At 72.7% G+C, this 21,462-nt stretch carries 17 protein-coding genes; 8 read left to right on the plus strand and 9 right to left on the minus strand.

Going from position 1 to position 21,462, the window contains the following annotated elements:
• Nucleotides 1-30: 30 nt before the first annotated feature.
• Genes EPD83_RS04190 through EPD83_RS04205 form a run of 4 tightly spaced genes read right to left on the minus strand, consistent with a single transcriptional unit; the run spans nucleotide 31 to nucleotide 4,827 of the window.
• Complete coding sequence (locus EPD83_RS04190; protein WP_128365884.1) at nucleotides 31-1,473, minus strand: sulfatase-like hydrolase/transferase; 1,443 nt, start codon at nucleotides 1,471-1,473, stop codon at nucleotides 31-33.
• Nucleotides 1,470-2,372 carry a carbohydrate ABC transporter permease gene (locus EPD83_RS04195; RefSeq protein ID WP_128365883.1) on the minus strand — a complete coding sequence of 301 codons (903 nt, stop codon included), beginning with the start codon at nucleotides 2,370-2,372 and terminating at the stop codon, nucleotides 1,470-1,472. The genes EPD83_RS04190 and EPD83_RS04195 overlap by 4 nt, the downstream gene beginning before the upstream one ends.
• Nucleotides 2,372-3,346: a carbohydrate ABC transporter permease gene (locus tag EPD83_RS04200; protein WP_235950336.1), complete on the minus strand. Its 975-nt coding sequence runs from the start codon at nucleotides 3,344-3,346 to the stop codon at nucleotides 2,372-2,374. Before EPD83_RS04200 ends, EPD83_RS04195 begins: the two co-directional genes overlap by 1 nt.
• On the minus strand, nucleotides 3,343-4,827 hold the full coding sequence (locus EPD83_RS04205) for an ABC transporter substrate-binding protein (RefSeq protein ID WP_128365882.1): 1,485 nt from the start codon (nucleotides 4,825-4,827) through the stop codon (nucleotides 3,343-3,345). Before EPD83_RS04205 ends, EPD83_RS04200 begins: the two co-directional genes overlap by 4 nt.
• Before the next feature lie 286 nt (nucleotides 4,828-5,113).
• On the opposite strand from EPD83_RS04205, the gene EPD83_RS04210 reads away from it, so the two are divergent.
• Together EPD83_RS04210 and EPD83_RS04215 are read left to right on the plus strand one after the other, a co-directional pair.
• Nucleotides 5,114-7,039: a hypothetical protein gene (locus EPD83_RS04210; RefSeq protein ID WP_128365881.1), complete on the plus strand. Its 1,926-nt coding sequence runs from the start codon at nucleotides 5,114-5,116 to the stop codon at nucleotides 7,037-7,039.
• A gap of 107 nt (nucleotides 7,040-7,146) precedes the next feature.
• Nucleotides 7,147-7,617, plus strand: a complete 471-nt coding sequence (locus EPD83_RS04215; protein ID WP_165566248.1) for a PPOX class F420-dependent oxidoreductase — start codon at nucleotides 7,147-7,149, stop codon at nucleotides 7,615-7,617.
• 39 nt (nucleotides 7,618-7,656) lie between these two features.
• On the opposite strand, the gene EPD83_RS04220 is transcribed toward EPD83_RS04215, so the two are convergent.
• Genes EPD83_RS04220 through EPD83_RS04240 form a run of 5 tightly spaced genes read right to left on the minus strand, consistent with a single transcriptional unit; the run spans nucleotide 7,657 to nucleotide 13,553 of the window.
• Entirely contained in the window at nucleotides 7,657-8,616 is a 960-nt protein-coding gene (locus tag EPD83_RS04220) for an ABC transporter permease (RefSeq protein WP_128365943.1), read from the minus strand.
• On the minus strand, nucleotides 8,613-9,605 hold the full coding sequence (locus tag EPD83_RS04225; protein WP_128365944.1) for an ABC transporter permease: 993 nt from the start codon (nucleotides 9,603-9,605) through the stop codon (nucleotides 8,613-8,615). Before EPD83_RS04225 ends, EPD83_RS04220 begins: the two co-directional genes overlap by 4 nt.
• Nucleotides 9,602-10,699, minus strand: a complete 1,098-nt coding sequence (locus tag EPD83_RS04230) for an ABC transporter ATP-binding protein (RefSeq protein WP_128365945.1) — start codon at nucleotides 10,697-10,699, stop codon at nucleotides 9,602-9,604. Before EPD83_RS04230 ends, EPD83_RS04225 begins: the two co-directional genes overlap by 4 nt.
• Nucleotides 10,696-11,703: an ABC transporter ATP-binding protein gene (locus EPD83_RS04235; protein ID WP_128365946.1), complete on the minus strand. Its 1,008-nt coding sequence runs from the start codon at nucleotides 11,701-11,703 to the stop codon at nucleotides 10,696-10,698. Before EPD83_RS04235 ends, EPD83_RS04230 begins: the two co-directional genes overlap by 4 nt.
• A 41-nt stretch (nucleotides 11,704-11,744) precedes the next feature.
• Complete coding sequence (locus EPD83_RS04240) at nucleotides 11,745-13,553, minus strand: ABC transporter substrate-binding protein (protein WP_128365947.1); 1,809 nt, start codon at nucleotides 13,551-13,553, stop codon at nucleotides 11,745-11,747.
• Nucleotides 13,554-13,792: 239 nt separating this feature from the next.
• Here EPD83_RS04240 and EPD83_RS04245 point away from each other — a divergent pair, with 239 nt between their 5' ends.
• Genes EPD83_RS04245 through uvrB form a run of 6 tightly spaced genes read left to right on the plus strand, consistent with a single transcriptional unit; the run spans nucleotide 13,793 to nucleotide 20,975 of the window.
• Entirely contained in the window at nucleotides 13,793-14,476 is a 684-nt protein-coding gene (locus tag EPD83_RS04245; protein ID WP_128365948.1) for a response regulator transcription factor, read from the plus strand.
• Nucleotides 14,476-15,867 (plus strand): sensor histidine kinase, encoded by a 1,392-nt coding sequence (locus EPD83_RS04250; RefSeq protein ID WP_128365949.1) that lies wholly within the window; start codon nucleotides 14,476-14,478, stop codon nucleotides 15,865-15,867. Before EPD83_RS04245 ends, EPD83_RS04250 begins: the two co-directional genes overlap by 1 nt.
• 34 nt (nucleotides 15,868-15,901) lie before the next feature.
• Nucleotides 15,902-16,465, plus strand: a complete 564-nt coding sequence (locus EPD83_RS04255) for a hypothetical protein (protein ID WP_128365950.1) — start codon at nucleotides 15,902-15,904, stop codon at nucleotides 16,463-16,465.
• 12 nt (nucleotides 16,466-16,477) lie between these two features.
• Entirely contained in the window at nucleotides 16,478-17,626 is a 1,149-nt protein-coding gene (locus EPD83_RS04260; RefSeq protein WP_128365951.1) for a serine hydrolase domain-containing protein, read from the plus strand.
• Between the two features lie 10 nt (nucleotides 17,627-17,636).
• On the plus strand, nucleotides 17,637-18,803 hold the full coding sequence (gene coaE, locus EPD83_RS04265) for a dephospho-CoA kinase (RefSeq protein ID WP_165566249.1): 1,167 nt from the start codon (nucleotides 17,637-17,639) through the stop codon (nucleotides 18,801-18,803).
• Between the two features lie 51 nt (nucleotides 18,804-18,854).
• A complete protein-coding gene (gene uvrB, locus EPD83_RS04270) occupies nucleotides 18,855-20,975 on the plus strand; it encodes an excinuclease ABC subunit UvrB (RefSeq protein ID WP_128368275.1) in 2,121 nt (706 codons plus the stop codon).
• Nucleotides 20,976-21,462: the final 487 nt, after the last annotated feature.

Consider the following 21,462-nt stretch of genomic DNA (forward strand, 5'->3'; position numbering starts at 1 on the left):
CTCTCGAAGTCGTGGGTTGCGCGGGGTGGTCTACCAGTCGGCCAGGCGCGCGCCGCTGCGGTCCTCGGCGCCGACCAGGACGTCGAGCAGCAGCTCGCCGAGGCGCAGCCGGTCCCCGGCGTGCTCGGGGTCGTGCCACAGGTTGGTCAGCTCGTCGGGGTCGGTCGCGAGGTCGTACAGCTCGCCGTCGCGGGTACGGGCGGTCGCGGGGTCGCCGTGGTGCACGACGTACTTGAGCGTGCCGTGGCGCAGCATCGTCACGTGGACCGCCGGGTCGTAGGCGTGGCCGCTGTCCCTATAGGTGCACAGGGCCCAGTCCCGCCAGCCGGCGTCGTCCTCCCCGGCGAGCAGCGGGCGCAGGCTGCGGCCCTGGTACCCGACCGGGACGTCCACGCCGGCGGCGTCGAGGAAGGTCGGCCCGAGGTCGACCCACTGCACCAGCTCCTCCACGCGGCGGCCGGCCTCGGTGACGCCGGGCCAGCGGACGAGCAGCGGCACCCGCACCGCGCAGTCGTACATGAACGGGCCCTTGAGCATCAGCTGGTGGTCGCCCAGCATCTCGCCGTGGTCGCTCGTGAAGACCACGATCGTGTTCTCGGCCAGGCCCTGGCCCTCGAGGGTGTCCAGGATCCGCCCGACCTCGTCGTCGACGAGGGTGACCATGGCGTAGTAGGCGGCCCGCACGTCCTGGACCTCCTCGTCGGAGTACTCCAGGAAGCCCTTGGCGTGCCCGGCGTAGGAGCGCTTCGAGGCCTCGGCCTGGATGTCCGGCTTGGAGTCCAGCTCGCCGTCGTAGGTCGTCGGCCGGGAGAGGGACTCCGCGTGGTAGCGCTCGACGTACTCAACCGGGGCGCCGAACCCGTGGTGGGGGTCGAAGAAGTTGGCGACGAAGAAGAACGGCCGGTCGGTCCGCCGCGAGCGGGTGAGGAAGTCGACGGTCTCGTTCCCGACCCAGCGGCTGTAGTGGGCCTCGGTGCGTACCGAGTCCCAGGACCCCTCACCACGGCGCGCGATGGCGCGGTCGTAGACGTCGGGGTGCGCCACCTGCAGCCACCGGTGGTAGGCGTTCTCGGAGGAGCCGGGGTACGGGTCGTGCGCCCACCGGAACACCCGAAAGCCGTCGTCCACGCGCGGCTCGGTGCGCCCGCCCTGGCACGCGCCGAGGTGCAGCTTGCCGACCAGCCCGCAGTCGTAGCCCGCGTCGGCGAGCCGCTTGCTGAACAGGTCCGCGTCCGGGTCGAGGTCGACGCCGTTGGCGTGCAGGCCGTGGACCGGCACGTACTGGCTGGTCATCAGGCTGGCCCGCGAGGGGGAGCACACCGGGTTCTGCACGTAGCACTGCTCGAACAGCACACCGTCGCCGGCGAGCCGGTCCAGGTTGGGGGTGTCGATCTCGTCGTTCCCGGCGGCGCGCAGCGCACTCCAGCGCTGCTGGTCGGTGCACATCAGGAGGATGTTCGGGGCGTCGGTCATGACTTGATGGCTCCTGCGATTCCGTCGAAGAAGTAGCGCTGCAGGAAGAGGAACAGCAGCACGATGGGGACGATGGAGATGGTCGCCGCGGCGGCCATACCGGACCAGTCCACGGAGTTCTGCCCGAGGAAGGCCTGCATCCCGACCGACAGCGTGCGCAGGTCGGGCCGGCTGAAGGTGAAGACCAGCGGCAGCAGGAAGGCGTTCCAGGTGTTGAGGAAGGTCAGGACGACCACCGTCGCGGTCACCGGTCCCGCCAGGGGCAGCATGACCCGGAAGAAGACGGTGAAGAACCCGGCGCCGTCGATGATGGCGGCCTCCTCGAGCTCTCGCGGGATCCCGCGGAAGTAGCCCAGGTAGAGCAGGATCGAGGCCACCTGGCCACCGCCGGAGAGGGCGATGACCATGCCGGTGAGCGAGTTCAGCAGACCGAGCCGCTGGGTGATCTCGACGACCGGGATGATCGTGTAGCCGGCCGGGACGAACAGCGTCCCGACCAGGACGAGCAGCATCGTCTTGTGCCCGATGAACTTGTACCGGGCGAGGACGTAGCCGGCCATCGCGCAGCGCACGACGACGATGACGACCGTCCCGAGGGTGACGATGATGGTGTTGACCATGTAGGTGCCGAACCCGGCGTCGCTCCACGCGCGCCGGTAGTTCTCCCACTGCGCGACCTTGGGGATCAGGTCGAGACCGGCGCTGAACACCTCGAGCTGGTCCTTGAGCGAGGCCGAGACCATCCAGGCGAAGGGGTAGACCCAGGCGAGCGCGACGAGCGTCACGACGAGGGTGAGGACCCAGACCGGCACCCTGCGGCGCAGCGAGACGTCACGGCGGGCCACGTCCGAGCGCCGGCCGACCCGCCAGCGACGGGAGGGGGCGGAGACCGTGGACATCAGACCACCCCCGCCCGGCGACGCGCGGCGCGGACGCCGGCGAGCTGCACCAGCCCGACCAGCAGGAGCATGACCCCGAAGATGACGGCCGCGGCGGACGCGAAGCCCAGCTGCGGTACGGAGGTCGTGAACGCCCAACGGTAGATGTAAACCTCGATCACCTCGGTGGAGTAGTACGGCCCGCCGCCGGTCATCGTGAGCATCAGGTCGAAGATCTGCAGGTTCTGCTCGATGGTCAGCAGCGTGATGATGACCAGGAAGGGCATCAGCAGGGGGAACGTGATGTGCCGGAAGACCTTGAAGGTGCCCGCGCCGTCGACCTGTGCGGCTTCCTGCAGGTCGCGTGGCACGGTCTGCAGGGCGGCGAGCCAGTAGATCATCGTGACCCCGACCCACTTCCAGGTGTGCACCCCCATGACGGTCCAGAGGGCGGTGCTCGAGGAGCCGAGGAAGTCGATGCCCTGGTCGCGCAGCCCGGAGTCGACGAGGGCCAGGTTCACGGGACCGCTGGCCGGGTCGAAGACGAACTGCATGACCACGCCGACGATGGCCGTGGTCGTGACGACGGGCAGGAAGAAGGCGGTCCGGAAGATGCGCTGGAACGGCAGTCGCGGGTGGTTCAGCACCATCGCCAGCACGAGGCCGATGAGGACCCGGACCGGGACCGTGACGAGCATGAACAGGAACGTGATCTTGAAGGAGTTCCAGAACAGGCTGTCGCGGAAGACGTCCGCGTAGTTCTGCAGCCCGACGAAGGTCTGCGGCGAGCCGAACCCGTTCCACTGCAGGAGCGAGTACCACCAGCTGGCGGCCACCGGCCACAGCGTGTAGAGGCCGTACAGGACGAGCGTCGGCAGGAGGAAGACGTAGATCCAGCGGTCCCGCCAGAGCCGCGCCAGGGTGCCGATGCGGCGCGGCCCCTGCCGAGGGGCGAGCGCGCCGGTGGCCGGCGCGCCGGTGGTGGAGGCCGTCACTTGGCGTAGTCCTTCGCGGTGAAGTCCTGCGAGCGGTCCACGTCGCCGAACGCCCAGTCCTTGACGGACGCACCGTCGACCTGGGAGACGGCGGCCTCCCGGGCCGCGGAGCTCTGGTCGCTCAGCTTGGTCAGGGCGCCCTTGACGTCCGTGACCTGGCCGCTGAAGACGCCCTGGATGATCGTGCCCAGGCTCGGCTCCACGGGGGCCTTCTTGCCGAGGGCGGTGGCGACCGCGGGGTTGCGCGCCTCGGGGGTCGGACCGACCCGCACCTGCTCGTCGAACATCGCGATGGCCTTCTTGTACGACGGCGCGGCCTGCGAGGAGGCGACGGCCGCCAGGTCCAGCGGCGGCTGGTCCATGGCCTCGGCCAGCCCCTGCTGGTACTCCTTCGCGGAGAGCATGACCATGAGCTCGGAGGCCTGGTCCACCTTGTCGGACTGCCCGGAGAGCCAGAAGGTGCCGCCGATGGGGGAGTGGAGCAGCTGCGCGGGGGAGCCGTCGGCCGTCGGGATGCCGCCGACCGCGAGCTTCGGCAGCAGCGAGGAGAAGTCGTTGCGCACGACGCCCGCGTTGTAGGGCCCGTCGAAGACCAGGCCGGCGGCCCCGGCGGCCCAGCGGGCCCGTCCGGCGCGCGCGTCGAGCGAGGTGCTCGCGGGGAACAGCGAGCCGTCGGTGCGGAACGCCGTGAGGAACTCGATGGCCTGGACGAAGGCGTCGTCGTCGAAGGCGTACTCACCGGTGCTCAGGTCGATGCCGTCCATGGACCCGCCGACGACGCCGTTGAAGCCGGCCGTCTGCGCGAGCTGCAGGACGAAGGCCTGCATGCGCTCGGCGAACTTCAGCGGCAGCAGGATGCCCGCGGTGCCGCTCTTCTGGATCGCCCGGGCGGCGGCCCGCACGTCGTCCCAGCTGGAGGGCATGTTCTCGGGGTCCACCCCGGCCTTCTGGAGGATGTCGCTGTTCCCCCACAGCAGCGCGTCGTACTGACGCGGGCTGAAGATGGGGAAGGAGTACAGCTTGTCCTCGAAGCGGTGCACGCCGTCGAGCAGGGTGTCCTCGCCGAGCGCGGAGGTGATGTCGTCGGCGGTGGACAGCGGCGAGAACCAGCCCTGCTGCAGGAGCACCGTGACCGGGACACCGACGCCGGCGAGTGAGAAGACGTCGGGTAGCTGCTTGCTGCCGAAGGCGAGCTGGAGGGCCTTGCCCTGGTCGTTCGGGTTGTAGACCGTGTAGTCGACCTTGGGGCCGCCCTGCTGCGTGAACGCCGCGAAGGTCTTCTCCTGCAGGCTCTTCAGCGGGTTGAACTGGTCCCACCAGGCGAGGTTGCCGGACCCGCCGGAGCTGCCGCCCGAGGGGGCGCCGGCGCCCGACGCGCCGCTTCCTGCCGTCCGTGGGGCGGTGTTGCAGGCGCCGAGGGCTCCGGTGGCGGCGAGCAGTCCGAGGGTGGAGAGCACCTGACGGCGGGACGTGGGGGACATGCGGGGTCCTTCCTCGCTGAAGGGGGGTCGACGGTGACCGTAGCCGAAAAATACATCGTTGGAAACCGTCCGCGTCCCACGACTGGTGAAGGCGCTGGTCCGGACCCCCCACTTCCCCGCGAGCACCCCTTGACCTGCTCGCTACCACGTTGTAATCATGGCACCCCGAGCCGGGCTGCGGACTTCGCCGCCCGCCCTCCCGAGCCGACGACGCCTCGAACGGAGACCCATGCGTCCCACCCCACCCCGCTCACCCTTCGGGTCCGCGCTGCGACCCGCTGTGGCCGTGCTGGCCCTCGGCGCCCTCGTCGCCACGCCCACGGCGGCCAGCGCCGCCGACGACGACCCGACGCCGACCGCGGTCATCCAGGTCGGCAAGCCGGGACCTGCGATCTCTCCCCTGCTCACGGGGGTGAACAACGACCAGTGGTTCGACGAGTCGCACGGGCTGTGGCACGCGGAGACCGACTCGCCCGACGCCGACGCGGTGGCCAAGACCGCGCGGGCCGGGATCGGGCTGGTCCGCTACCCCGGGGGGACCCCGGCCAGCCTGTTCCAGTGGAAGCGGGCCATCGGCCCGACCGACCAGCGCGGCTGTCAGACCGACGCCCGCTCGGGCGATCCGCGGGACAGCATCTACGGCCCGGACGAGCACCTCGAGACCGTGGACGCGATGGGCGCCGAGGCCTCGATCATGGTGCCCTTCCCGCTCCAGACCCCGCAGGACGCCGCGGACTGGGTCGAGTACCTGAACGCCCCGGCCGGCACCAACCCCGGCGGCGGCACCGCGTGGGCGGACGTGCGCGCCGAGAACGGGCACGTCGCGCCGCGCCCGGTCCGCTACTTCGAGGTCGGCAACGAGCACGACCGCTCGGAGCAGCGCTTCTGGATGTCCTCCGACGTCTCGGTCGCGATGCACCAGTACGCCTTCGGCGGGTCCCAGCCGCAGGAGGACCAGCGCCTCGGCCGCGGCTGCGACGTCAGCAACGACGTCGTGTCCGACGGCAGCGGCGGCCAGGTGCTGCACGTGCCGTACCCGCCAGTCGCGCCGGACAGCCAGACCGTCCGCGTGGACGGCGCCACCTGGACCGAGGTCGGCTCGCTGGCCACCGCCGGCCCCACCGACCGCGTCTACGTCATCGACGACGCGACCGGTGAGGTGACCTTCGGCGACGGCACGCACGGAGCCGTGCCGCCCGCCGGGACGGCCGTGCGCGCCGACTACACCTCCGGTCCGCACGCCGGGTTCGTCGACATCTACAAGGCCATGAAGGCCGTCGACCCCGACATCGACGTGTGCGCCACCTGGGCGCCGATCACGCAGGACAGCGGGTACGGCGGCGAGACGCTGCCCGAGCTGCTAGCCCGCACCGGACACGGCGACGACTACGACTGCCTGGCCGTGCACCCGTACACCAACTACCGACGGGACTTCGGCTCCTCGGTGGACAGCGCCCAGCAGCTGCACGACTGGACGATGATCGGCGAGGCGCAGGCCACGAGGATCCTGCAGCACTACCGCGACAGGGTCGACGGCGCCGGCCGGCCGGACGCCTACGTCACGACCTCCGAGTTCGGCGCGCTCTTCTTCGGTCCCCACGACACCCGCGCCTACCGGAGCTGGAACACGGCGATGTCGCACGCCACGTACATGGCCTCGCAGTGGACCCGGCTCGCCGACCTCGGCGTGCCGTGGGCCGAGGGCAACACCCTGATCTCCGAGACCCCGACCGGCCTGCGCGCCGTCCTCGGCGGGGAGCCCGACTTCGTCGAGACCTCCGAGGCCGTGGTGCGGCGGGCGCTGAAGCCCGTCGTCCAGAACGGCGGCCACGTCGTCGCGCACCACGTGAACGACAACCCGCTGGTCCAGGCGGACCCCACCTCGCTGGGGTCGCAGTACGAGGCCCTGGCGGTCACGTCCGTCCTCGGTGACGACGGGCACCTGCGGGTCGTCCTGGTCAACCGCAACGCCACCGACGCGGTCCGGACCAACGTCGCCACGCCGAGGTCGCACCACGCCTCGACGGCCGAGGTCACCGAGGTCGTCGGGTACAACGACGACCCCAACCGCACGTCCGTCGAGAGCCACAACGCGAGCTCGCACCCGGACGAGGTGACTGTGGAACGCCGGACGATGCGGGTGGGCAAGGGTGCCGTGCACCTCACCCTCCCGGCGCACTCGGTGACGGTCCTGGACCTCACCACCGGCTGACCGTTCCCTATCAGCCGGCTGACCGTTCCCTATCAGGCCGGCCCCGACGATCCGTCGGGGCCGACCTGACGGGCCGCGCCCGCCGCCCGGCGTGCCAGGCTGGGGGCATGGCACGCAGCATCGCGACGAACGACGAGGTCGACCTCGACGGGCTCCTGGAGTTCGTCCGGCCCCGGCACCGGATGGTCCTCATGACGACGCGCGGCTCCGACGGCCGCCCGCAGGCCTCGCCGGTGACCGGTGGGGTCGACGACGCGGGGCGGATCGTCGTGACGAGCTACCCGGAGCGGGCCAAGGTCCGCAACGCGCGCCGGGACAGCCGCGCCAGCGTGCTCGTCCTGTCCGACGACTTCGGCGACGCCTGGGTGCAGGTCGACGGCGACGTCGAGGTCGTCGACGCCGCCGACGACGTCGAGCCGTTCGTCGAGTACTTCCGCAACATCGCGGGCGAGCACTCGGACTGGGACGAGTACCGGCAGGCGATGGTCGACCAGGGCAAGTCCCTGCTGCGGATCACCCCGACGCGCTGGTCCCCCGTCGCCACCGGGGGCTTCCCGGCCCGCCTGGCCGACGAGTGACAGGGGCCGTCGCCGACCAGGTGGGGGTCCGGAGCGGCGTCAGTGCAGCCGCACCCGCGGGTCGAGGACGGCGTAGAGCGCGTCGACGACGATGTTCGCGAGGACCACGGCCGTCGAGGCCAGCAGCACGACGCCGATGATGACCGGCAGGTCCTGCTGGTTGATGGCGTCGACCGCGGTCTTGCCGAGCCCCGGGAGGCTGAAGACCTGCTCGGTGACGACGGCGCCGCCGAGCAGCGCGGCGACGTCGATGCCGAACTGGGTGACCACCGGGGTCAGGGCGCTGCGCAGCGCGTGCCGCACGACGACCCGGCGCTCGCCGATGCCCTTGGACCGGGCGGTGCGCACGTAGTCCTCGCCGAGGACGTCGAGCATGCTGCCGCGGGTGAGCCGGGTGTAGGTGGCCGCCTGCACGAGCGCGAGGGTGAACCACGGCAGGACGAGGTGCTGGACCCACGGCCAGGCCCCACCGGCGAGGGGGACGTAGCCCCCGGCGGGGAAGACCGTGATGCCGCGCAGGGTGAGCTGGAAGTACAGCCCGTAGAGGAGCACGAGGCCGAGCAGGAACGTCGGCATCGAGTAGAAGAACAGCGAGAACACGGTGAGGGAGCGGTCCGTGGCCGAGCGCGGGCGCACCGCGGAGACGACACCGTTGGTCACCCCGAGCGCCACCCAGATGACGGCCGCGCCGAGGACGAGCGAGCCGGTGACCGGGATGGCCGCGCCGAGGATGGTCGTCACCGGCACCTGGTGGTAGTAGTCGTACCCGAGGTCGCCGTGCAGGGCCCGCCAGACGAACAGCAGGTACTGCTTCCAGATCGGCTGGTCCAGCCCCAGCCGGTGCGCGACGAGCGCGATGGTCTCGGGCGTGGCCTGCCGGCCGGCCAGGGTGCGGGCGACGTTGTTCGGCGCGATGTAGAAGAGCGCGAACACGGCCATCGTGATGAGCCAGAGGACGACGACGCCCTGGCCGACGCGGCGGACGAGGAAGCGGGTCACGAGGCACCTCCCACGACGGTCGCGCCACGGTCGCCGCGCGGGTCGAAGGCGTCGCGCACGCCGTCGCCGAAGAGGTTGAAGGCGAGGGTGGTGACGAGCAGGGCGAGGCCGGGGAAGAAGACGAACCACCACGAGGTCGTGTAGTACGTCGTCGCCTCGTCGATCATCCCGCCCCAGTCCGGGGTGGGCGGGGGCAGCCCGAGGCCGAGGAAGGACAGCGACGCCTCGGTGAGGATGACGATGGGGATGAGCAGCGAGGTGTAGACGATGACCGGTGCGAGGACGTTGGGCAGGACGTCGACGAACATGATCCGGACGTCGCCGGCCCCGAGCGAGCGGGCGGCCTCGACGAACTCCCGCTCCCGCAGCGAGATCACCTGGCCGCGCACGATGCGGGCCACCGAGGCCCAGCTGAACGAGCCGATGACGACGATCGTCACCCCGAGCCCGGCCCCGGTGATCGACACCAGCGCGATGGCGACGAGGAGGAAGGGCATCGACAGGACGATGTCGACGAGCCGCGCCAGCAGGGTGTCGACGAAGCCGCCGACGAACCCCGCGACGAGCCCGACGACGACGCCGATGACGACGGTCAGGGCCGTCGCGACGACCCCGACGAGGAGGGAGATCCGGGCGCCGTAGGCGATCCGGACGAGGATGTCGCGGCCGAGGTCGTCGGTGCCGAACCAGAAGGTCCCGTTGGGTCCGACCGGCAGCCCGTCGGGGGAGAGGCCGTCCTGGCGGAACTGCTGGTCGGGGCCGTGCCCGGTCAGCGCCGCGACGACCGGGGCGAACACGGCGAGCAGGACGACGAGGACGATGACGGCGAGGGAGACCATCGCCACCCGGTCCCGGCGCAGCCGCTGCCAGGCCAGCGCCCACGGGGAGCGGCCCTCGATGCGGCGGCGTCCCCCCGGGACCTCCTCCGGCGGCGCCGCGGGCTCGCCGGCGCCCGGGCCGGTCGGGCGGGTGGCGCGGTCGGTGCTCACGGAGTCTCCTCCTCGGGCGTCGCGGCCGCCGCGTTCTCGTCCTGCTCGGCGGTGATCTCGCTGTCCTGCACCTGCGGGGTCGCCGCCCCGAGGTCCTCGCCGCGCTGCAGCGGGTGCAGACAGGCGGCGACGTGGTCCGCGGTGTCGTCGTGGCTCCGGCGCAGCACCGGCACCTCGGCGGCGCAGTCCGCGCGCGCCTTCGGGCAGCGGGTGTGGAACCGGCAGCCGGACGGCGGGTTGGTCGGGGTCGGCAGGTCGCCGGCGAGGACGACGCGCTCGCGGCTGTCCGACACGTCGGGGTCGGCCACGGGCAGCGCCGACAGCAGCGCCCGGGTGTAGGGGTGGCGCGGCCGGTCGAACAGCTCCTCGGTGGGGGCGACCTCGACGACCTGCCCGAGGTACATGACGGCGATCCGGTCGCTCACGTGCCGGACGACCGAGAGGTCGTGGGAGATGAAGACGTAGGTGAGCCCGAGCTCCTCCTGGAGGTCCAGGAGGAGGTTGAGCACCTGGGCCTGGATCGACACGTCCAGGGCCGACACGGGCTCGTCGCAGATGACGAGCCGGGGCCGCAGGGCCAGCGCCCGGGCCACCCCGATCCGCTGGCGCTGCCCGCCGGAGAACTCGGCCGGGAAGCGGTTGTAGTGCTCGGGGTTCAGGCCGACCCGCTCCATGAGCTCCTGGACCGAGCGCCTGCGCTCGCCCTTGGCGCCGATGCCGTGGATGTCGAACGGGTCGCCGATGATCGAGCCGACCCGCCGCCGCGGGTTGAGCGAGCCGTACGGGTCCTGGAAGACCAGCTGCACCTCGCGGCGGACCGCCCGCATCCGCGAGCCGGTGGCGCGGGTGATGTCCTCGCCGTCGAAGGTCACCGTGCCGCCGTCGACGTCGTACAGGCGCGACATGCACCGGGCGAGGGTGGACTTGCCGCAGCCGGTCTCGCCGACGAGGCCGAGGGTCTCGCCGGGGCGGACCTCCAGGCTCACGTCGTCGACGGCGTGCACCCGCTCCGCGGAGCGGCGCAGCAGCGTCGTGCTGCGGACCGGGAAGGACTTCGTCACGTGCTCGGCCACGAGCAGCGGGGTCGCGGTCACGGGGTCTCCTGGAGGGTGCGGTCGGTGGTGGTCCGGCGCGAGCGGTCCTCGGGCAGCCAGCAGGCGGAGTGGTGGGCCGGGTCACCGCCCACGACGTGCAGCGGCGGGTCCTCGTGGCAGGCCGCGAACGCGTGCGGGCAGCGGGCGAGGAACGGGCAGCCGGCCGGCGGGTCGATGAGCGAGGGCGGCGAGCCCGGGATGGGGGTGAGCCGCCGGCCGGGCTCGCCCTGCGAGGGCAGGGAGTGCAGGAGCCCCTCGGCGTAGGGGTGGTGCGCCTCGTAGAACAGCGTGCGCCGGGGTGCGGTCTCCATGGCCCGCCCGCCGTACATGACGAGCACCTCGTCGGCCATCTCGGCGACGACGCCGAGGTCGTGGGTGATGAGGACGATGGCGGTGCCGAACTGCTCCTGCATGCGGCGCATGACGTCGAGCACCTGCGCCTGGACGGTGACGTCGAGGGCCGTCGTCGGCTCGTCGGCGACGAGCAGCGCGGGGTCGAGGGCCATGGCCATGGCGATCATCACCCGCTGGCGCATGCCGCCGGAGAACTGGTGCGGGTAGTCGTCGATGCGCTGGCGGGCCCGGGGGATCCCGACGAGGCCGAGCAGGTCGGCGGCCCGCGCACGGGCCGCCGCCTTGCTGCTCGACCGGTCGTGGGCCCGGATCATCTCGACGATCTGCCAGCCCACCGGGTAGTACGGGTGCAGGCTGGACAACGGGTCCTGGAAGATCATCCCGATCCGGGCGCCCCGCAGCCGGCGCAGCGTCGCCTCGTCGGCGCCGATGAGCTCGGTGCCGTCGAACCGCGCCGACCCGCTGACCCGGGCACCCCGGAGCAGCCCGGTGACGCTCTGCGTCGCCACGCTCTTGCCGGACCCGGACTCGCCGACGACGGCGAGGGTCGAGCCCCGGGCCACGTCGAACGACAGGCCCCGGACGGCGTGGACCACGCCGTCCGGGGTGTCGAACCGGACGTGGAGGTCGCGGACCTGGAGGAGGGTCATCGTGTGCTCTCGCCTCTCACGTCGCTGCCGGCGGTGGCCGGTCAGCCGCCCTGCTTGCCGGACTCGAGCCAGACGTTCGTCGGGTCGAAGTTCTGGATCGCGGGGACGTAGACCGCGCCCCGGACCTGGCTCGCGTGGTAGTTCGGCTGGTTCGGCTGGGTGATGGGGAAGAACGCGGCGTCCTTCATCACCTGCTGGTCGGCCTGCGCCCAGATGGCCCCGGCCTCCTCCGGCGTCTTGGCCTTCGAGGCCTTGGCGATGAGGGCGTCGACCGCGGTGCTCTGGTAGAAGCCGAAGTTGCTGCCCGCCGGCGGGAAGGCGCTCTTGCCGTTGAACAGCGGTCCGAAGAAGGACAGGGCCGCGTTGCCGTACCAGTCCGAGCCCCAGCCGGCGACCGAGAGGTCCCACACCCCGCGCTTGGCGACGGAGGGCACCTGGAGGTACTTCGTGTAAAAGTCGGCGTTCGGCGAGGCGACCCCGACGATCGTGATGCCGGCCTTGGTGAGGTCCTGCTGCACCGTCTGGAAGGTCTTGGTGCTGCCCTCGGAGGCGTTGCGGTAGAGCATCTTCAGGGTCAGCCCGTTCGGGTACCCGGCCTGCGCGAGGAGCTGCTTGGCCTTCGCCGGGTCGTACGGGTAGGGGTCGACGTTCTTCTCGCCGCCGACGACGTTGCTCGGCAGGACGTGGCTGAGCGGGGTGTTCAGCGTCTTGCCGCCGAGGACCTGGATGATGTCGTCGCGGTTGATGGCGTACGAGAGCGCCTGCCGCACCAGCGGCTTGGACATCGCCCCGTTGTTCGAGGGCGACACCGTGTTGTAGACGATGTAGGGGTTGCTCGACGCCGTCGGCCCGATGTTGAGGTTCGGGTCCTTCCTCGCGACGAGCCCGGGGATCTGGGAGGCGGGCGGGTAGTTGTCGAACTCCATGTCCGCGCTCGGGGTCCCGGTCTCCAGCTGCTGCTGGGTCGAGTCCTGGCTGACCGTCTCGTCGACGACGATCTTGTCGACGTAGGCCTTGCGGATCGGGTCGCTCGAGGCCTCCCACGCCGGGTTGCGGCTGAAGCTGATCTGCTTCGTCGGGTTGTAGGAGTCGATCTGGTACGGGCCGTCGGAGATCGTGTGCTGCGCCAGCTGCGAGCTGCCCGGCACGTAGTCCTCCCACTCCACCGGCGCCGGCGAGAACGCCGGCAGGGTGAGCATGTCGACGAAGTAGCTCGCCGGCTGGGTGAGCCGGAAGACGACCGTGTGGTCGTCCTTGGCCGTGACGCCGGGGATCTGGTGGGAGTCCATGTACGCCTTCATCGCGGCGGCGGACTGGCCGACCTTGGCGAAGCCGTCGCAGAACGAGGTCATGCCGGTGATGAGGCTCTCGTAGTCGGGAAGACCGCCGAAGGGCTGCGCCGGGTTGCACGTGCGCTTCACGCCGCGCACGACGTCCTGGGCCGTCACCGCCCGGGCCGGGCTCGTGTTCCACTTCGCGCCCGGCTGGAGGGAGATCGTGTACGTCTTCCCCCCGTTGCTGATGCCGTGGCCCTCGGTGGGGACCGCGGTCGCGAGGTCGGGTACCGCGGTCGTCGTCCTCCCCTGCTCGGCCGGGTAGGTGAACAGCTGGCGGCTCCACATCCGCAGCGCCATGTAGCCGACGGAGTAATAGCTGATGTTGGGGTCCATGTAGTCGACGTCGCCGCTGCCGAGCAGGTTGAGCGTCCCGCCCTTCACCGGCGTCCCGGCCGCGGTCGTCCCGCCGCCTCCGCTGCCACCGGTCGTGCCGCTCGTGCTGCAGCCGGTGACCGCCAGCCCGGCGACGCAGACGGCCGCCACGGCTCCGGCGTGGCGTGTCCCTGGTCTCATGTGTCCTCCTCGGACGACTCGTGGTGACGGTGGGGTCCGTCCGTGCGGGTCCCGCACACGTCGCACCCTCGACCCGTCCGGGACGCTCCGGCGGCGGGCCGCCCGGAACGTCACGGGACCGACACGGCGTCGTCACGAAACCGCCGCCGTCCGTGACGGCCCCGTGTCGTACATGACGGTCACGTGACGTCCAGCCGCTTCCCAGGGAGCGCGGATCGGCCGGTGCTACGGTCCGATCCGTGTCGAGGCGCGTGCTGCTCATCGAGGACGACGCCCGGGTGCGCAGGGTGCTGCGGATGGCCCTCCAGGACGAGGGCTACGAGGTCACCGAGGCCGGTGACGGGGCGCAGGGCCTGGAGTCCCTGACGCTCGTCGAGCCGGACGTCGTCCTCCTCGACGTCATGCTCCCCGACGTCGACGGGTTCGAGGTGTGCCGCCGGCTGCGGCGGGCGAGCCGGGTGCCGGTCATCATGGTCACCGCGCGCACCGACAGCCACGACGTCGTCGCCGGGCTCGAGGCCGGGGCCGACGACTACGTCACCAAGCCGCTCGTCGCCAAGGAGCTCTCGGCCCGGATCCGCGCGCTGCTGCGGCGGGTCGAGCCGGGGGAGGACCGCCGGGCGCGCCGGGTCGAGGTCGGCGACCTGTCCGTCGGCCTCGACGACGGCGTCGTGACCCTCGCCGGCCGGACCGTCACCCTGACCCGCACCGAGTTCCGCCTGCTCGTCGAGCTCGCGCTCGCCGACGGCGGCATCCGCTCCCGCGAGGACCTGCTGGAGAAGGTGTGGGGGTACGACTACTTCGGCGACAGCCGCATCGTCGACGTCCACGTCCGGCGGCTGCGCACCAAGGTCGAGCACGACCCCTCCAGCCCGCGGCACGTCGTCACCGCCCGCGGGCTCGGCTACCGGCTGGCGCCGTAGTGGCGCGCGACCGGGGAGCGCGGTCGGCGCGCTGGCGGCCCACCCGGTGGGGCCTGCGCCGCCGGGTCACCGTGTCCTTCGGGCTCGTCGCGCTGCTGCTGTCGCTCGTCATGTCGGCGGTGACCTGGAGCCTCGTCACGCCGTCGCTGCTGCGCGAGGGCCGGGCGGCCGCGCTGGCCGAGACCGCGGTCGACGCCGGGCACCTCGACACCCGCCTGGCCGGCGGGTCCTCGCTCGGGCAGCGCGTCCTCGCCGACCTGCCGCGCACCGACGCCACGGCGGCGATGGCGCGGGTGGGGGACCGCTGGTACGCCTCGGCGCCGACGCTAGGGCCGGACATCCTGCCGGCGGCCTTCGTCGAGGCGGTGGGGGAGCAGCACGTCGCGACCCAGCGGGTCGAGGTCGACGGCGCGCTGTACCTCGCCGTCGGGATGCCCATCGCGGGGCGCTCGACGTCCTTCGTCGAGCTGTACGACATGACCGGCACGCAGGGCGCCGTGCGGGCGCTCCTCGTCGGGCTCACCGCCGCCACCGCCGTCACCGTCCTCATCGGCGTCGCCGTCGGCCGCTACGCGACCCAGGTGGCGCTGCGCCCGCTCAGCCGGCTCAACACCGCGGCCGCCGACGTCGCCCGCGGCCGGCTCGGGGTGCGGCTGCAGCACGGCGGCGACCCCGACCTCGTCCCGCTCACCGACTCCTTCAACCGGACGGTCACCGCCCTGGACCACCGGGTGGTGGCCGACGCCCGCTTCGCCACCGACGTCAGCCACGAGCTGCGCACCCCGCTGACGACGATGCTCAACTCGATGCAGGTCATCCTCAACCGTGAGGCGAGCCTGCCGGCGTCCCTGCGCGAGCCGGTCGCGCTGCTGGCCGACGAGCTCACCCGCTTCCGGGTCCTCGTCACCGACCTGCTGGAGATCGCGCGCTACGAGGCCGGCGACCAGCTGGTCCGCGAGCGGGTGCTCGTCGGCGACCTCGTCCGGCGCGCCGCCGACGGGACCGCCCGCCGCCCCGTGACGACCGTGGCCCAGGACGCCGCCGACCTCGTGCTGCCGCTCGACAAGCGCCGCCTGGAGCGGGTCGTGGCCAACCTCGTCCGCAACGCCGAGACCCACGGCGGCGGCTGCGCCGGGGTCGAGGTCACGCGGACGGCCACCGGGGCGCGGGTCACCGTCGACGACGACGGCCCGGGGGTGGCCCCCGCCCTGCGCGAGCGGGTGTTCGACCGCTTCGCCCGCGGTCCCGGGGCCGACTCCGGGGGCGTCGGGCTCGGCCTGGCCATCGTCCTGCGGCACGTCGACCTGCACGGCGGCACGGTGCTCGCCCAGGACCGCCCGGAGGGGGGTGCCCGGTTTGTCGTCGACCTCCCCGCCGACCCCACGGACTGACCCCTCGGCGCACCGCGGTCGGCGGGGTGCCACGGTGCTCGCGGCCGTCGTGACCGCCGGCTGCCTCGCCGCCCTCGGCGGGTGCGGGGTCGGGGCCCAGGCGCGGCCGGAGATCCTGGGCTCGCCGACGAGCGGCGCCGACGGCGCGGCGGTGGGCAACCCCGGGGTGCCGCTGACGGTGCAGGTCTACCTCCTCGACGGCGACCACCTCGTCCCCGTGTCGCGCACCGTCCCCGCCGGCACCGGGCTCGCACCCAGCCTCTCGGGGCTCGTCCAGCCGCTGGACCGCGACGACCTGGGCCGGGGGCTGCGCACCGCCCTGCCCGCCGCGTCGACACCGCCGAAGGGCACGATGATCGGCACGGTCGCGCGGGTCACGATGCCCGTCGGGTTCGACCGGCTCTCGGTCCGCGACCAGGTCGCGGCCATGAGCCAGATCGTGTGGACCGTCACCGGCAACACCCTCGCGACGAAGGTGCGCCTCTTCCTCGGGGACCGCGAGATCCCGGTCCCCGGCGGGGACGGCCTGCTCGTCGACCGGCCGGTGGGCCGCGACGACTACGCGTCCTGGCGCCCGCTGGGCGTCCCCACCACGTGAGACCCTGACGCGGTGCGCACCCGGCTCCCGACGCCTCGGCTGGACGCCCTCGTGGCCGACGGTACGCTGCCCGGCTTCTCGGTGTCGGTCCGCGAGGGCGGGACGCTGCTCCACGCCGTCGGCGGGACCACGGAGCCGGACGGGTCCGGGCGCGCGGTCGACGAGGACACGGCGTACCGGCTCGCGTCGCTGTCCAAGCCGGTGGCCGCGCTGCTGGCCGCGGGGCTCGTCGCCGAGGGGCTGCTCTCGCCCGAGGACCCGGTGGCGCGCTGGCTGCCCGAGCTCGACCGGCTCACCGTGCTGCCCGCGCCCGACGCGCCGCTCGAGGCCGCCGGGCCGCTGCGCACCACGATGACCGTGGCGCACCTGCTGACCATGACGAGCGGTCTGGGCATCGGGGCGGAGGCGACGCCCCTCTCGGCGGCGATGGCGGAGGCCGGCGTCCACCCGGGTCCGGTGGGTCCGCGGCTCTCCCGCGAGGAGGTCCTGGCGCGCCTCGCCGCGCTGCCGCTGGCCTTCCCGCCCGGGGCCGGCTGGGCGTACCACACCTCGACGGACGTCCTCGGCCTCGTCCTGGAGCGGGCGGCCGGTGCACGGCTCCCCGAGCTCCTCGCCGCGCGGCTCACCGGACCGCTGGACGCGCCGGCCCTGGGCTTCGACCCGCCCCCGGCCGACCGGCGGGCCGCGCCCTTCTACAGCGAGGACGGCGCCTGGCACGAGATCGAGCCGGAGGGCCCCGCGACCGACGCGCTGCCGACGCTGTCCTGCGGCCTGTGGGGCACCGCCGCCGACACCCGTGCGGTCCTCGACGAGCTCGTGCGGCCGCGCACCCTGGCCCCGGAGGCCGTGGCGGCGGTGCGCCGGCCGGCCCTCACCGACCGGCAGCGCCGCTCCGCCGGGGTCTTCCTGCCGCCCGGCTACTCCTACGGCTGGCAGGTATCGGTGGCCCTGGAGGACGACGCCGAGGGCCCGCGCGCGGGGTCGGTCGGCTGGAGCGGCGGCACCGGCACCCTCGGGATCGCCGACCCCGCCGCCGACCGCACGAGCGTGCTGCTCACCAACCGGGGCCTGGAGGGTCCGCGGGCCGTCGTCGCGTTCACGGCCTTCCTCGCCGACGTCCACGACCGAGGCGACCGGCCGGCGGGAGCACCCGGCCGCTAGGGTCGGCGCCATGCTGCGCGTCGGCCTCAGCGGGGGCATCGGGTCCGGCAAGTCGACCGCCGCCGCCGTGCTGCGGTCCCTGGGCGCGGTCGTCGTCGACGCCGACGTCGTCGCCCGCGAGGTCGTCGCTCCGGGCACCCCCGGGCTCGCGGCGGTGCTCGAGCGGTTCGGCGACGGGGTGCGCGCCCCGGACGGGGGGCTGGACCGGGCCGCGCTCGGCCGGGTCGTGTTCGCCGACGCCGGGGCGCGCCGCGACCTCGAGGACATCACGCACCCGCTCATCGGGCGGCGCACGGAGGAGCTGTTCGAGGCCGCCCCCGACGACGCCGTCGTCGTCCACGACATGCCGCTGCTCGTCGAGAAGGAGATGTCCGCCGAGTACCACCTGGTCCTGCTCGTCGGTGCCTCGGAGCGCACCCGGCTGCGACGGCTCGTCGAGCACCGGGGGATGGGCGAGGACGACGCCCGGGCCCGGATGGTCGCGCAGGCCGACGACGACGCCCGCCGCGCCGCCGCCGACGCCTGGCTGGAGAACGAGGGCACCCCGGCCGCGCTGGAGGACGCCGTCCGGCGGGTCTGGCACGCCCGGGTCGAGCCGTTCGCCGAGAACCTCCGCGCCGGCGCGGCCGGCGGGTCCGGCTCCCCGGTGCTCGGCCCGCCCGACCCCGGGTGGGCGGCGGCGGCCGCGCGGCTCCTGGCCCGGGTCCGGCTCACCGTCGGCGCGGTCGCGGGCAGCCTGGACCACGTCGGCGCCACCGCGGTCCCCGGGCTGCCCGCGCGGGACGTCGTCGACCTCCAGGTGGGGGTGCACCGGCTCGCGGACGCCGACGACCCCGCCGTCGTCACCGCCCTCGCCGCGGCGGGCTTCCCCCGCCTCGAGGGGTCCGGGCCCCCCGGCGGGGCAGAACGGACGCACGGCTCGTGCGACCCCGGCCGGGTCGCGCGGCTGCACGTGCGCGAGGTCGGCTCGCCGGGGTGGAGCGACGCCCTCCTCCTGCGGGACTGGCTGCGGGCCGAGCCGGTCGAGCGCGACGGGTACGCCCGCCTGGAGGCGGGGCTCGCGGCCCGGCGGCCGGGCCCGACGAACGACGCCGCGGACCGGCGGGCGTGGGTCGCGGACGCCCTGCCCCGGGCCCGCGGCTGGGCCGCACGGTCGGGCTGGGCCCCGCCATCCTGAGGCGGTGACGCGGCGGGACAGGGTGTCGGTGCCGCGGCATACCGTAGGAGCATGCGCCCCACCACCGAGCTGCGCCGCAGCGTGGCCCCCATCGAGGTCGTCTCCGAGTTCTCGCCCGCGGGCGACCAGCCGGCGGCCATCGCCGAGCTCGCCCGCCGAGTCAAGGCGGGGGAGCAGGACGTCGTCCTCCTCGGCGCCACGGGCACCGGTAAGTCGGCAACCACCGCCTGGCTCGTCGAGCAGGTGCAGCGGCCGACCCTCGTCATGGCGCCGAACAAGACCCTCGCGGCGCAGCTCGCGAACGAGTTCCGCGAGCTCCTGCCGAACAACGCCGTCGAGTACTTCGTCAGCTACTACGACTACTACCAGCCCGAGGCCTACGTGCCGCAGTCGGACACCTACATCGAGAAGGACTCCTCGATCAACGACGAGGTCGAGCGGCTCCGGCACAGCGCGACCAACAGCCTGCTCACCCGCCGCGACGTCGTCGTCGTGGCCTCGGTGTCGTGCATCTACGGCCTCGGCACGCCGCAGGAGTACGTCGACCGGATGGTCCCGCTGCGGGTCGGCGACGAGGTGAGCCGCGACGACCTCCTGCGCCGGTTCGTCCAGATGCAGTACACCCGCAACGACCTCGCGTTCACCCGCGGCACCTTCCGGGTCCGGGGCGACACCGTCGAGATCATCCCGGTCTACGAGGAGCACGCCGTCCGCATCGAGTTCTTCGGCGACGAGGTCGAGCGCCTCTACACGCTGCACCCGGTCACCGGCGAGGTCGTCCGCGAGGAGCAGGAGATGTACGTCTTCCCGGCCTCGCACTACGTCGCCGGCCCGGACCGCATGGAACGCGCCATCGCCGGCATCGAGCACGAGCTCGAGGAGCAGCTGAAGACGTTCGAGCGGCAGGGCAAGCTCCTGGAGGCCCAGCGCCTGCGCATGCGCACCACCTACGACATCGAGATGATGCGCCAGATCGGGTCGTGCTCGGGGATCGAGAACTACTCGATGCACATCGACGGGCGTTCGCCCGGCTCGGCCCCCAACTGCCTGCTCGACTACTTCCCCGAGGACTTCCTCCTCGTCATCGACGAGTCGCACCAGACCGTCCCGCAGATCGGGGCCATGTACGAGGGCGACATGTCCCGCAAGCGGACCCTCGTCGAGCACGGGTTCCGGCTGCCGTCGGCGATGGACAACCGCCCGCTGAAGTGGGAGGAGTTCCTCGAGCGCATCGGCCAGACCGTCTACCTGTCGGCGACCCCCGGCGACTACGAGGTCGCGAAGGCGGGCGGCGGCGTCGTCGAGCAGGTCATCCGGCCCACCGGGCTCGTGGACCCCCAGGTCGTGCTCAAGCCGACCAAGGGCCAGATCGACGACCTCCTCCACGAGATCCACCGGCGCACCGAGCGCAACGAGCGCGTCCTCGTCACGACGCTGACCAAGAAGATGGCCGAGGACCTCACCGACTACCTCCTCGACAAGGGGGTGCGGGTGCGCTACCTGCACTCCGACATCGACACCCTGCGCCGGGTCGAGCTGCTCCGCGAGCTGCGTCTGGGGGAGTACGACGTCCTCGTCGGCATCAACCTCCTGCGCGAGGGCCTCGACCTGCCCGAGGTGTCGCTCGTCGCGATCCTCGACGCCGACAAGGAGGGGTTCCTCCGCTCCGGCCGCAGCCTCATCCAGACCATCGGCCGTGCCGCGCGCAACGTGTCCGGCCAGGTGCACATGTACGCCGACAAGGTGACCCCGTCGATGGCGGAGGCGATCGACGAGACCCAGCGCCGGCGCGACAAGCAGATCGCGTACAACCGCGAGCACGGCGTCGACCCGCAGCCGCTGCGCAAGCGGATCGCCGACATCACGGACATGCTCCAGCGCGAGGACGCCGACACCGAGGCGCTGCTCGGCTCGGGCCGCGCCCGCTCGCGGGGCAAGGCCGACGGCGGGCGCGGGGGCCGGGGTGCGGCCCTGGCCGACGCCGACGCCGCGATCGGCTCGCGCCGGGGCGAGAACCTCGCCGCCAGCGAGCTCGCCGAGCTCATCCAGGAGCTCACGACGCAGATGCACCAGGCGGCCGGCGACCTCCATTTCGAGCTCGCCGCGCGGCTCCGGGACGAGATCGGCGACCTCAAAAAGGAGCTGCGGCAGATGAGCGCCGCCACCCGCTGACCGCGGTCCCGCGCATTTCCTGATGCGTGGAAGAAATGTGGCTGCTCGGACGCCTGTTCGTCGTTGCAGGAATTCTGGGGCGGCCACGCGGGACCCTGACCTGGGGTGATGGTCCTGTCGTGGTCGGCAATTCTCGTCGAGCGGCGAATGAATCGACTTTTCTCCGACGTGGAAATGGCGCCGTTCCGCCTCGAACGTAAAGTTTTAGTAAACCGTGGCGACGATCATCCTCGAATGCCCCGAAATGTGTGCTTGCAAAAGGTACGGTCCTGACCACCGGTCGACGTTCCCCCTGCAGGGCCGTTCTTCTCGCGACGTCCCCGTCGACCGGACGGGAGGAACCATGACGCCCAGCCCCTCGACGGTCGAGTCCATCGCCGAGGCGATCGGACGGCCGTCCCGCCGCACCGTCGCCCAGGGCGCCGCGTGGAGCGTGCCCGCCATCGCCATCGGCATCGCGGCCCCGGCGAACGCCGCCTCGCCCGGC

This window comes from Phycicoccus flavus (genome assembly GCF_004025965.2).
In the GTDB taxonomy this organism is placed as follows: domain Bacteria; phylum Actinomycetota; class Actinomycetes; order Actinomycetales; family Dermatophilaceae; genus Phycicoccus; species Phycicoccus flavus.

Excerpts from the sequence above, each read along its gene's own strand:
- EPD83_RS04190 (WP_128365884.1), bottom strand. The coding sequence starts at position 1,473 with ATGACCGACGCCCCGAACATCCTCCTGATGTGCACCGACCAGCAGCGC.
- EPD83_RS04195 (WP_128365883.1), bottom strand. The coding sequence starts at position 2,372 with ATGTCCACGGTCTCCGCCCCCTCCCGTCGCTGGCGGGTCGGCCGGCGC.
- EPD83_RS04205 (WP_128365882.1), bottom strand. The coding sequence starts at position 4,827 with ATGTCCCCCACGTCCCGCCGTCAGGTGCTCTCCACCCTCGGACTGCTC.
- EPD83_RS04215 (WP_165566248.1), top strand. The coding sequence starts at position 7,147 with ATGGCACGCAGCATCGCGACGAACGACGAGGTCGACCTCGACGGGCTC.
- EPD83_RS04235 (WP_128365946.1), bottom strand. The coding sequence starts at position 11,703 with ATGACCCTCCTCCAGGTCCGCGACCTCCACGTCCGGTTCGACACCCCG.
- EPD83_RS04240 (WP_128365947.1), bottom strand. The coding sequence starts at position 13,553 with ATGAGACCAGGGACACGCCACGCCGGAGCCGTGGCGGCCGTCTGCGTC.
- coaE (WP_165566249.1), top strand. The coding sequence starts at position 17,637 with ATGCTGCGCGTCGGCCTCAGCGGGGGCATCGGGTCCGGCAAGTCGACC.
- uvrB (WP_128368275.1), top strand. The coding sequence starts at position 18,855 with ATGCGCCCCACCACCGAGCTGCGCCGCAGCGTGGCCCCCATCGAGGTC.